The following is a 12,963-nucleotide window of genomic DNA, read 5'->3' on the forward strand; positions in this document are numbered from 1 at the left end:
TTGAGTAAGCACATATTGTATAGAATCTTATCGTGGAAATAAAAACGCGTTTCTTTCGAGTATTTCATAGAATGACATTCGAAAGTAAGCTGAAAATTATAATCCTAACCTTCCTTTTGGATATTGGGAAAGACGATACTCTTAATTTGTCTCTGTTTTTTGTGCTAAAAGGATAGTTGAAGTAGATGGCAAATTCGTTTTATTCAAGTAGTCTAAAAACAGAATCTGTTCAAAGTGCCAAATTATGCTGCTATTTAGAAAAGAGAAAAGGCTATTATTCTAAACTTGGGACATTCTATTACTTTATGCCCAAAAGGTCATGAATTAATAAAAAGGCATATCCGTAAATTTTAAGAATATTTTGAAACAAGTGGTAGTGCCAATTTAAACTGATTTTGTCTAAAGAATTAAATAATAGTGTGCGTATTTTGTCTTATCGATACTAGTCATCCAATCCATTTGATCTTTCCTTATTGTTATGTTGCTCCTAATTTTATGAAACATTTACCCCTCGTTGCGCGAGCGTTAATGTTTCAAAATCATGTAGCGAGGCATTCTAATAGCCATAAATTTTGTACAGCATGTTAGAATCGCTCGTTGCTAATTGCTAAACAACATTAAGGAATCTGCTTATGTCTTCCAACAGTAAATTTTCATGTCGCCGCCTGATAAATTTGGCAACATGTTTTAAACGAGCTTTAAAAGCGCTAATTCTAACTCTTCTGGTTTTGTTTTTACAAGGATTTATTCCAGGGGGATTTCAAGTTGTGACTCTAAACTTCAAGAATGCTCCGCTGCAAAATGTATTGAATGAGATAAAGAAACAGACAGGATATTCTTTTGTCATTACTGACGTCTTAAGTGCCAAAGCTAAGCCGGTTAACGTTAATGTTTATAATGCACGAATTGCAGATGCATTGGTGCAAATCTTCCAAGGTCAATCATTGACTTACACAGTCGTCGAGCGAATTATCATTGTAAAAGAAAGGGGGGAAAAGAAGACAGATAAGGGGCTGACCTCCCATCAATCATTTTTGCTTATTGATGTAAAGGGGCGGGTGATGAATGAGCAAGATGAGCCGGTCTCTGGAGTAAGCGTACAGGTGAAAGGAGAATCGAAAATTGGGACATCAACTAATGGAGACGGTGAGTTTGAGTTACGGAAAATCGATCCCGCCGCTACGCTTGTGTTTACGGCTGTAAACATAGAGATGGTTGAGACTTATTTAAATGGTAGACGATCTTTAGATGTAAAGGTGAGGGGGAAGTCTGGGAAATTGGACGAAGTGCAGGTAATTGCCTATGGAAAAACAACACAACGCTTTACTGTCGGAAACGTTTCTTCTGTTAAATCGGAGGATATAGAGAAGCAAGTAATTACTAATCCATTACTTGCTTTGCAAGGGCGAGTGCCAGGACTTGTTGTTACACAAAACAATGGTATGAATGGTGGGGGTGTAACTATTCGAATACAAGGACAGAATTCAATTAATTCGATAGTTGGCAATGATCCACTGATTGTTATCGACGGAATTCCCTATATATCTCAGATGATTTCTACTACAACGGGTGGCGTAACTGCAATGTTAGGAGGTTCTGGCGGCCCTTCGGGAAGCGGTGCTGGTAGTCCGCTTAATTACCTAAATCCAAATGATATAGAAAGTATAGATATTTTAAAGGATGCAGATGCTACCGCAATATATGGTTCTAGAGCAGCAAATGGAGCCATTCTTATTACGACAAAAAAGGGGAGGATGGGCGAAATGAAGGTGAATTTAAACTTGCAACATGGCTGGGGCAATGTAGCTAAAAAAATAGATTTGTTAGGAAGTAGGGATTATCTTGAAATGCGGAGAGAGGCATTACGGAATTCAAATGTTAGCGTCAGTTCGACCGATTATGATTTAAATGGTCATTGGGATACAACTCGTTCCACTGATTGGCAGAACGAACTGATAGGTGAGACCTCCAGATATTTTTTAACAAGTTTAGGGCTTTCGGGAGGCACAAATAGTGTACAGTACTTGGTAGGAGTAAATTACAATCGATCTACTGCGGTTTTTCCTGGAGATTTTTCAGACAAAAGAGGTAGCGTGCATTTTTCTATAAACGCTTCTTCTGCGAACCAAAAATTGAAAATGCAACTTTCAGGTAGCTATTTGATCGACAATAATAAGCTGCCGGGTTTGGATTTGACAGATATTGCGATGCGGCTTTCTCCAGTTGCACCAACTTTATATAATGGTGATAAAACCTTGAATTGGCAACCAAATAGTTCTGGTAACTCCACTTGGGACAATCCTTTAGGAAACATGTTTAGGCTTTATGAAAACACTACAAGAAATTTAATAAGTAGCGCCCTAGTTAGTTATCAAATTATTCCCGGTTTGGATATTAGAAGCAGTTTTGGATTCAATGTTATTCAGTCTGAGGAATTTATGGGAAATCTATTTCAGTCTCAAAGACCACAGGATCGAGCCAATTTTCAACGAGACGCTAGGTTTACAGATAGCAGGATAAGCTCTTTTACCATTGAACCATTAATTAATTTTAAAAAGGATTGGAGGAATTTTGGAAGATTAGATGCGGTATTGGGAGCGAGTATTCAACAGATAGACAATGAAGGTGATGTTTTAAGGGGATTAGGATTTATAAGTGACGCTGTTATGAAGAATATAAGGGCTGCAAGTTCAATTCAAGCATTTAATTCTGTAAAATCCACATATAAATATAATGCGGCGTTTGGGCGTATTAGCTATCAACTGAAGGAAAAATATCTTTTGAATCTAACTGCTAGACGGGATGGGAGCAGCCGTTTTGGTCCAGAGAACAGATTTCACAATTTCGCATCACTAGGAATTGGATGGATATTCAGCGAGGAGCGATTTCTTAAAGGCAGTAGTTCGCTTTTTAGCTTTGGAAAGATTAGGGCGAGCTATGGGACGACAGGAAACGATCAGATAGGTGATTTTAGGTATTTGAGTATCTATAATACGCTTCCTTCTGGAATCTTACCATATCAAGGTATTGTAGGTATATACACGGCTGGGCTGAGTAATCCTTATTTGGAATGGGAGGAGACTAGGAAACTTCAGGTAGGTTTGGATTTAGGGTTTGTAAAGGATCGTATATTATTTACATTCAACTACGTAAGGAATCGTTCGTCTAATCAGTTGCTAGAATACATCCTTCCTGCAACAACTGGGACAAGTGATATAACGAGTAATTTCCCTGCAACCGTTCAAAATACCGGATTTGAATTAGCAGTAAATTCAATTAACTATAGGTCCAGGGATTTTAAGTGGCGCACTAATGCCAATTTAACTATTCCTAGAAATAAATTAATTGCATTTCCCGGGATTGAATCATCCACTTATGCTAATAGTTTGATTGTCGGGCAGCCCATCAGTTTAATTAAAACTGCTCACTTCTTAGGTGTAGATCCTTTGACTGGTAACTATAGAGTTGCTAATAAAATGGGGGATCCCGTTTCTGCTCCTTCGCCTGAAGATATGAATGTCTGGCTTACAATGTTTCCAAAGTTTTATGGAGGCCTAAGTAATTCATTTGAATTTAAAGGGATTCAAATTGATCTTACAATTCAATTTATAAAGCAATTAGGTACAGACTATCTTTTTAGGTCGGTTCCAGGAGCATTTGTTAGTGGTAATGGAAATCAGCCTATAAGAGTAATGAGACGGTGGCAAAAAGCAGGTGATTTTGCTGATGTTGCCCGTTTTTCTACTACAAGCGCCGGTGGTGGTACCGGGGACGCCTTTTGGTGTGATGCCTCCTTTATAAGGTTGAAGAATATTTCACTTTCGTATCAAATACATGAATTAATAAAGCGCAAAATAAATCTTCAAAACATTAGATTGTATATCCAAGCACAAAATTTATTTACGATTACGCGCTTTAAAGGTTTGGACCCCGAAAGCCAAAGCATTTCTTCACTCCCGCCGCTAAGGATGATAGTAACTGGAATACAAATTACATTTTAGTTGATTCCTAAAATTAAGTATATGCTAAATTGCCAACGGTTATCGAAAAGATTCTATCAAGCTTTTTTGTTGGGTGTGATTTTGTTTATGCTTAGCTGTGAGAAATTGCTTGAAGTCGAAGTGCCGCCTACCCAAATTAGTCAAGGAAATGTATTTAGTGATAATGGAACTGCTGTAGCAGTGTTGTCAGGGATATATGCACAGATTGGAGCTGGTTCTGCGGAGGAGGAAAATGTCTTTCGAAATATCTCTCGTTTGACTGGCCTTTCAGCAGATGAATTGGATTTGTGGATTGGGTTTGTTGGCCCGAATCCATTGGCTTATTATCAAAATAACTTATCGGCACGTGGAAATGTTATCGCTGGCGGCGAGCTTTGGTATGTTTTGTATTCACATTTATTGGCCTGCAATTCGGCACTTGAAGGAATTGAGTCCTCTGATCTTCTTTCCTTACCGGTTAAACGGCAATTAACAGGCGAGGCTAAATTTATGCGCGCTTTTTTTAACTTCTATTTGACGAATTTGTTTGGTGATATTCCCCTTGTATTGACTACGGACTACGAAGTGAATAGACATTTGTCACGCACGCATCAGGCGAAAGTTTGGCAACAAATAGTCAGTGATCTTGTCGACGCAAAAGAATTACTTAGCGAAGTTTATCTAAATGGTAAACTGGAAGCCTATAGAAATAATCAGATCGAACGTGTCAGGCCGACTAGGTGGGCGGCGATCGCTCTGCTGGCTAGGGCATACCTGTACGTTGGGGATTGGGTCAATGCGGAAATTGAATCTTCTTTAGTAATCAATAATTCTCAGCTTTACAATTTGGTTTCATTAGCCGACGTTTTCCGGAAAAATAGTCTTGAATCGATATGGCAAATTCCGCCGGTATTGGCAGGGTGGAATACTGAGGAGGCTAAAGTGTTTGTTTTGGATGCACCTCCAGCTGGACTAAGTAATGTTAAATACGTTTATCTCAGTTCCTCGATTATGTCTGATTTCGAGACGGATGATCGCCGAAAGGTCGAGTGGGTTAGGTCTTATACCGATGCAAGTGGAACCTTTTCATTTCCCTATAAGTATAGGTCTGCTACCGAATCGGAACCTGTGACTGAGTATTTGATGATGCTTCGTTTAGGTGAGCAGTACTTGATCCGTGCGGAAGCCAGAGCTCATTTGGGTAAATTAGTGGAAGGGATGGCTGATTTAGATATAATTAGAATGAGAGCTGGCCTATCTAGCGTAGGTGCACTTACAGAAGCTGAATTATTAGATGCAGTTAGACATGAGCGAAAGGTGGAATTGTTTACAGAATGGGGACATAGATGGTTTGATCTCAAGAGAACGAAGATGGTTGATTCAATTATGAGCATCATTACTCCTGTCAAAGCAAACGGTAGTGGATGGAACGAGTTTCAAAAGTGGTACCCGATTCCGTTTGGCGATATTCAAATGAATAGCAATTTGGTACAAACTCCTGGATACTAGTTAGGTGTTTATGGATTTACAAATTGAGGGCTGTTTAGAAGTTGATCTCAATGATAATTGTTTAGGGCTTAGTAATCTTAAGGATAATTTCATGAAAAAGGCTGTTTGTTTATTAGTTTGTTCTTTGTATACATTTACTTCCATTGGTCAGAATGTTGGGAGAGGGGTTGACTTTGAAGTTGGATTGTCTTGGCAGGAGATTGTTGATAAAGCCAGCTCAAAAGGTAAATCTATATTTGTTGAGATTTACGCTACTTGGTGTGGCCCTTGCAAGGTTATGGATAAGCTGATTTATCCCAATGACAAAGTCGGAAGTTTAGTGAATGACAAATTTATATCTGTAAAAGTTCAGGTTGACACAGGGAAGTTAGATAATGGGAATGTAAAGAAAACTTATCCTATAGCGCGATATCTCGAAAGTAAGTTTAATTTAAGTGGGGTTCCAACCTTTCTCTTCTTTTCCCCAGACGGGAAAATTATTCACAAAGATGAGGGGTATAAAGAATATACTTCGTTTGTTAAAATGGTCAAGGATGCCTTGGATACAACTACACAAATATATGGGCTCGTTGATAGATGGCGGAGTGGAGGTTTAAGTTATTGGGACCTTCCCAAGTTAGTCAAGAGAGTATTGTATGAGCTTAACGAAGAGAAATTAGCCTCAGAAATTGCTTCAGATTACTTGAGACGAATGGAGTTTGTGCCAGTTGACAGTTTTGTTACCAGGGATAATTTATTCTTTTTACGCTCCTTTAACGATATACACAGGTCGTCTGATAGGATGTTTAGAGTATGTGTGCAAAATTCGGATTTAGTTGATAGTACTCTAAAGCAAAGTGCGTTTGCAATGCGGTTTATTAGCTTTGTCATGACTAAAGAGGAGATTAACCCTGCGTTTGAAAAGGCTAGACGACGGCATTTATCACCGAATTGGAATAAAATTAGAAAATTAATAGCAAGGAAATGTGGTGAAGAAATGGCGAATTATTGCGAAATAAGAGGTAAAGAGATTTGGTATCAAAATATAGGTGATAACACTAATTACGTAAAATGGCTTGTCAGAAAGATTACTTTTGAAGGCGTGGACAATGAAGACTCGAGTTTTAATCGGTCAATTTACTTAAATAATGCTGCGTGGCAGGTTTTTCAGAAAAGTAACGATAGATCACAGTTAATTGAGGCTTTAAAGTGGGTAAACAAAGCGTTAAGAATAGTGCCTGTTGAGTACGGTATGGCGATCGATACAAAGGCAAATTTGTTATATAAACTAGGAGACAGTGCAGATGCAATAGCCTTAGAAGAAGAGCTTGTGGAGAAAACAAAAAATGAATCTTATAGGAAGACACTTTCAAAGATGAAACTTGGTTTAGAAACTTGGGATGAATAGTTTTAGAAAATCAAGTTGTTTAATGCATAATTTAAAATGATGTTTTATGCCAATTCCAAGTCGGTTGAATATTCGGATTATACTAATTTCGGTTATCCTGGCGGGAGTGTCCTGCAAGAAAGATGACTTTAAGGGAGAAGAGATGTCATCTCTTTGTATATCAAATGTTGTTGTAGGAAGTAGCCCCATTCGATTGAATAGCATTACTGGGGAAACTGTGAGTTATGGCAATAATAGGGTGTTTTCAGTAATGACGGGTCAAAGAAAGGTGGTAATTTATTCCATAGAAGATTCTGTAAAACCCTACTATAGTTCATCAGTAGTTTTTGCTAAAGGATCTGTTTATTCTCTATTTGTTTCTGGGTCGTATCCAGTTGCTGATACTTTATTGATCAAGGAAAATATTCCATATAGATTGGACAGCACCGCAGGTATTAGGGTGATTAACTTGTGTTCTAATTGCCCTCCTGTCAACGTTACGTTGGCTCTGTCAGATCATGTGCTCGAGTTTTCAAACCTTTCTTATAGACAGGTGCCAGAATTTAAGACATATTCTGCGACTGCCAAAAATGGGTTGTATAACTTTCAGATTCGAGATTCTGAAACGGGAAAGGTCTTAGTTGCATATAATTTGGCTACCCCTAGGTTTAGGGAAGTGACTCTTGTTCTTAGAGGGCTCAAGGATGGCGTTGGAGCGGGGGGGCTAGGAGTTATGAGGGTTAATCATTATTGAGATAGGTTACAATTGTGAATGGATATAATTGTAAGTGGGTGATTTGTTTACATTATGTTAGAAACTCTACTAAGTAATGTTTTGTTGCTGTGCGTTATTCTAAGGTAGTTAAATTGGTGGGCTGGATTATTCGAGTTGCTCATTCAGAAGGCGATATACTTTTAGGTTAGAATAGACTTGCAGATTTGGATGTCGTGGAATCTGAATTTGTGACTTTGAAATGCATTTGCACCTTTTCAAAATATTGCCTACCTCAATGGAAGCTTTGTGGAATTGGTATATAGATTTTAAACCGATGGCATGAGAATTGGGGTATGATATCGATGGATCGCGTTAGCCTAAAGTTATAAAAAAGAGGTTGCCTAATGATTTAGAAGGCAGCCTCTTTTTTGTCAATAGTCGGTTAATTGACTAAGATGGAGTCTGTGAAGTTATTCAACGGTTGTAGTGAATGTTAGGCTGCAATCTGCTGCTACGTATGTTGTAGCTGCTACCTCTGGCGTTTCGCAGAATATGCCATCATTGTCGATGTCGTTTGTTGCGACTGTTTTTACATTTTGGATTTCAGTACCTTGGTCGGTGATGTAGCGAACGTTAGGAACTAAAGCGCATTTTCCGCTAACGGGGTGAATCTTGTAGAGACATACGCCTCCAGCTTTTGTTGTGTTGAATGCGACGGTACCGGCTGCTAATGCCAAAACTAGAATTGCGCTCAACATGATTTTAACTCTTTTCATAAAAAAGGGCGCTTTTTAAACTAAAAAGCTAAAGCTAAAGTGTGAAATGATACCTACTCTGAATTTTAGTGGTTTTCGGCTACGCCACTTCTGTCCCTATTTCTGAACAGTGGATCCTGGTCTGTCCCGAAAAGGAATAGTTTTTTCTATAATGATGTTTGTGTTTATTATCTGCGTTTAAGCTAAGGTATAAATTGCTCATAATGCCGTTGGAAGGATTCGTTATGCATTTGGGAGTATTTATGCTATGAGGTGAGAATTTGATTACATCTTGCGTGTATGATTTAATTAAGTGAGTATTTTTAGTAGAATTTCGGAATATTTATTATAGTATTATTTCCGTTTTTGGGCCATAAATTTCAGTGGTTATATAAAATGCCTGTTCGTTATAAATTATTGAGGTTTTCCTTTTAACAATTAACTAAGGGGGTATGAAATATTTGCTATTCTTAATCTCTATGAATTCTTGCTGTATCGTAATGTTTGGTCAAGGTTTGGGTAAGCCTCCGATTGACGAACGCCTGTTTGATAAGCCTTGGGTTCGCCCTGGAAAGAATGTTGGGATAAGCGCGAACGGACAATTTGCTTATTATGATATTATTGGAAAGGATCGAAAATTGGTTGTAAAAAGTGTGGATTCAAGTTGGGAGAATGAATTTTATTGGGGAGGTCAGGAAGCATGGTTTTGTGCAGACAGCAAAAGACTTTTGTACAAGTCTTCAGATACAGTCTATTTTGTGACGCTTGGAGCAGGTGTGAAACAATTTGTTACTAAAGTTGCTTCCTGTAAAGTGCCACTAAAGAAGCATGGTTATTGGTTGGCTTTGCATTTTGCTGATAGCGCTGGCCTTCTTCGGTTACAAAATTTGGTGACTGATCAAATTCGAGACTATAAAGATGTTAGAGATTACCAGTTCGATGAGCATGGAAACGTGTTACTATTGGTTATCCGAAATAGGGATGGGGGGGAGTCTCTAAGATTGGTTGATTTGGAGGCTGATAATTCAATATTGGTTTGGACTTCTTCTGAGGGTACTGTTGTTGGCCAGGCATTTGACAGAAATGGTCGACAATTGGCTTTTATAGTAGACGAACGTGGTGAACATAGTGTTTGGTATTATCGAAAGGGTCTACTTAGTGCAGAGGTGAGAGCAACTAATCGTTCTAAAGGGATTGATAGTACTTTCCAGATCTCTAACTATTCGACTCGTTTTAGTTATGATGGGCGGTGGATGTTTTTTGTTTTAAGAGAAAGGGAAAGTTTGGTTCGGAAAGTTGTAACGGGTAATTCCTTAGTCGATGTATGGAGTTATAAAGATGAGATTTTGCAGCCGGAACAACTACAAATTATCAGTGAGGGTGGAGGAGTTGCTAATCGGGAAGGCTATTATTCTGTGGTGCCTTCGAAAGGTGGACAAGTAGTTCGGCTTCAGTATGAGAGTGAGGTATTGACAGTAAATCCTGTGGCTACAAATTCGGGATTTATAGTTGTAAAAAAGAATTATAGATTAGAACCGTGGTCAACAGAACAACCTACGTTTTGGTTAGTGTCTTTGGCGGATGGTACAAGGAGAAAACTAGATATAGGGAAGAGTAATAATGGGTTTAGTAATAATTTTTCCTTTTCCCCGAGTGGGAAATATTTGGTTTATTGGGATTTTAGATATGTTGCTTATATGAGCTATGAATTTAGGACGGGAATAACTCGAAATATTACAAAAAACATATTGGAGAAGATCGGTTCAGAATATCAGTATGATGAGCTTGTCGATGTTAGTGCGGTCGGTAGTGTAGTTGGATGGTTCTCAAAGGATTCAGCTCTTATTGTTTATGGAAATTATGACCTATGGAAAATTGATCCACTTGGCCACAGGTCGCCCGAAAATATAACAAATGGATATGGTATGCGAAATTCTGTGAAACTACGGCTTGCTGCGGAGGAGAATCCCTTAAGAGTATTTTCTGAAACTGAAAATTTGTTATTAACAGGATTTGATTGGAACACCAAGTACAACGGTTTTTTCTACAAGCAACTAAATAGAAGTGGTGATCCTGCGGTGCTGGATACGGGCCCTTGGTTGTCCTATTATACTTTTTCACAAATCGGCGGCGGAATTTACTATATGCCTTGGTCATTGGGGATGATCCCTGTTAAAGCAGCGAATGCTGAATGCTGGATTATTAGTAGGCAGTCGGCTGTGGAGCAAAATAACTATTTTGTTACAAGAGATTTTAAGAGAGTTTCCAGGTTAACTAATTTGAATCCGCAGACCGATTATAATTGGCTTACTGCAGAGTTGGTTAATTGGCAACTACCAAATGGTCGTTCAAGCTACGGCGTTTTGTATAAGCCAGAAAACTTTGATTCTACAAAGAAGTATCCGATTATTTTTAATTTTTATGAAAAGCTTTCACATAGGATTTATAGTTTTCCCAATCCAGAGTATACTTCGAACAACCTAAATATTCCCTGGTTTGTGAGTAACGGATATTTGGTATTTACCCCAGATATTCACTATCAAGTTGGGGCCAAAAGCGGAATACCTGTTGGAATGCATGCACTGAATTCTGTAGAATCTGCCGCAAGGCATTTGTCGAAACGTCCATATATAGATAGTTTGCGTATGGGAATACAGGGGCATAGTTTTGGTGGCATGGAGGCTGCATTTATTGCTACTCATTCACACCTTTTTGCTGCTGCTGCAGAGATGGCTGGTAGTACTAATCCTGTTAGTAGGTATTTGACTTTAATTCCTTCCATTGATCCTTTTTATGAAGAGCTTTCTCCCCAAAGGGGAGTCGAATTTGGTCATGAGTCTTACGGCGGTAATCCATGGGAGTATCCTGAATTGTATAGTCAGAACTCCTCGGTGCTTAATGCTCATCAGACGACTATTCCACTGTTGATCACGCACAATATGAAAGATGAACAAGTTCAATGGAGGCAAGGTGTAGAATTGTTTATGGCACTACGTCGCCTAGGGAAAAGGGTGTGGCTGTTACAGTATGATAATGGCGGGCATGTGGCAAGAAGGAGGGAAGACGCGAAAGATCATACAAAGCGATTAACGCAGTTCTTTGACTATTATTTAAAAGGTGCTCGCCCGCCTATTTGGATGACTCGAGGCGTACCTGCTCGAAATAAAGGTGTAGAAACTGGCTATGAGTTAGACCTTACTGACAGGGAGCCTTAGCTATTTATTTTGTATAAAAATATGTATCAAAAGGGTTGTATGAATATTTGCTTAGCTTATTTTATGTGGGTAAGGATGTTGCATTGTAACATGCCAAAGGGGTATGTTATGGCCAATTTGTGAGGAATTTGTGACAGGTTATGACGAAGAAGTTATACAGAGTCTAAGTCATATTAGTTTAAGTGACTGACCTCCCCCTGAAAACTGGTCCATGGTAAAGTAGAAAAATCGGGTAATTTCTGATAGCTTTAAATACAGATAATTACCATGAAGAAGTCAAAATTCACAGAAGCACAGATAGCCTTTCCGCTTAAACAGGCTGAGTCTGGAACGTCAGTTGAAGAGTTATGTCGTAAGATGGGCATAAGTGAGGCCACTTTTTACAATTGGAAGAAAAAATTTGGAGGTCTGGGTGTAGGTGAGTTACGCCGTCTACGACAGTTGGAAGAGGAAAATAATAAGCTGAAACAGATTGTGGCCGACTTAACCTTGGATAAACAGATGCTGCAGGATGTGTTAAAAAAAAAAGCTCTAAGGGTACAACAGCTAAAGCATTTGGTAACCGAATTAAGAAAGGATTACCGGGTCTCACAACGAAAGGCCTGTGGCGTGTTTATGATGGCCCGGTCAACATTTCGATACGTGGCTCATAAGCGCGAAGATAGACCGGTAAGAGAAAGGATCAGAAGTATTGCAGCATCTAAAGTACGTTATGGTTTCTGGCGGATACATGTACTTTTAAGACGAGAAGGATGGCGTGATAACCACAAGCGTACATATCGTATTTACCGGGAAGAAGGCTTGAATCTTCGTAGCAAGCGACCAAGAAGGAACAAAGCTGCTGCACATCGCCTGGAACGCCCTGGCTTGGATGGATTGTATCAATGCTGTTCGATGGATTTTGTGGCAGATCAGCTCTTTGATGGCAGAAAATTCAGGGTCTTAACTTTAGTTGATAACTTTAGCCGGGATTGCCTTGCAACACATGTTGGACAGTCTCTGAAAGGCTCAGATGGTGTTAACGTTTTAGAAGAGCTTCGCATTATGCATGGCATAATTCCCAAACGTATATAAGTTGATAACGGCAGCGAGTTCATCTCGAAAGATCTGGATCGTTGGACATATGATAACCAGGTAACTTTAGACTTCTCAAGACCCGGAAAACCAACAGATAATCCTTTTATTGAGTCATTCAATGGAAGCTTTCCGGGATGAGTGCCTGAATGTAAATTGGTTCCTATCTTTGAATGATGCTGTTGAAAAAATAGGGGCTTGGAAGTACGAATACAACCACTTCAGGACGCACAGTTCAATCGGAGATATTCCTCCGGCTGAAATGGTAAAAAGGTATAAAAATTAACGCCCGTTTCTCTACTATTGCCTGGTACTAAATATGGGAGGACCTCATAAGCGATTTAATGCA

Annotated in this window: 6 protein-coding genes and 1 pseudogene; 6 read left to right on the forward strand and 1 reads right to left on the reverse strand. The window is 39.0% G+C overall.

The window, feature by feature from the left end; translation table 11 throughout:
- Window positions 1–632: 632 nt before the first annotated feature.
- The 4 genes from P2H89_RS29380 to P2H89_RS29395 are packed head-to-tail and all read left to right on the forward strand — an operon-like array spanning window position 633 to window position 7,609.
- Window positions 633–4,001: a SusC/RagA family TonB-linked outer membrane protein gene (locus tag P2H89_RS29380; protein ID WP_275833930.1), complete on the forward strand. Its 3,369-nt coding sequence runs from the start codon at window positions 633–635 to the stop codon at window positions 3,999–4,001.
- A 21-nt stretch (window positions 4,002–4,022) separates the two neighbouring features.
- A complete protein-coding gene (locus tag P2H89_RS29385) occupies window positions 4,023–5,489 on the forward strand; it encodes a RagB/SusD family nutrient uptake outer membrane protein (RefSeq protein WP_275833932.1) in 1,467 nt (488 codons plus the stop codon).
- Window positions 5,490–5,499: 10 nt separating this feature from the next.
- Complete coding sequence (locus tag P2H89_RS29390) at window positions 5,500–6,876, forward strand: thioredoxin family protein (protein ID WP_275833934.1); 1,377 nt, start codon at window positions 5,500–5,502, stop codon at window positions 6,874–6,876.
- A gap of 46 nt (window positions 6,877–6,922) precedes the next feature.
- On the forward strand, window positions 6,923–7,609 hold the full coding sequence (locus P2H89_RS29395; RefSeq protein WP_275833935.1) for a hypothetical protein: 687 nt from the start codon (window positions 6,923–6,925) through the stop codon (window positions 7,607–7,609).
- 431 nt (window positions 7,610–8,040) lie between these two features.
- On the opposite strand, the gene P2H89_RS29400 is transcribed toward P2H89_RS29395, so the two are convergent.
- Window positions 8,041–8,346: a hypothetical protein gene (locus P2H89_RS29400; protein WP_275833937.1), complete on the reverse strand. Its 306-nt coding sequence runs from the start codon at window positions 8,344–8,346 to the stop codon at window positions 8,041–8,043.
- Between the two features lie 431 nt (window positions 8,347–8,777).
- On the opposite strand from P2H89_RS29400, the gene P2H89_RS29405 reads away from it, so the two are divergent.
- Window positions 8,778–11,540 carry a prolyl oligopeptidase family serine peptidase gene (locus tag P2H89_RS29405; protein ID WP_275833939.1) on the forward strand — a complete coding sequence of 921 codons (2,763 nt, stop codon included), beginning with the start codon at window positions 8,778–8,780 and terminating at the stop codon, window positions 11,538–11,540.
- Window positions 11,541–11,807: 267 nt separating this feature from the next.
- Window positions 11,808–12,900: pseudogene (locus P2H89_RS29410) on the forward strand (IS3 family transposase).
- Window positions 12,901–12,963: the final 63 nt, after the last annotated feature.

It is taken from the genome of Paraflavitalea sp. CAU 1676 (assembly GCF_029223285.1).
In the GTDB taxonomy this organism is placed as follows: Bacteria; Bacteroidota; Bacteroidia; order Chitinophagales; family Chitinophagaceae; genus Paraflavitalea.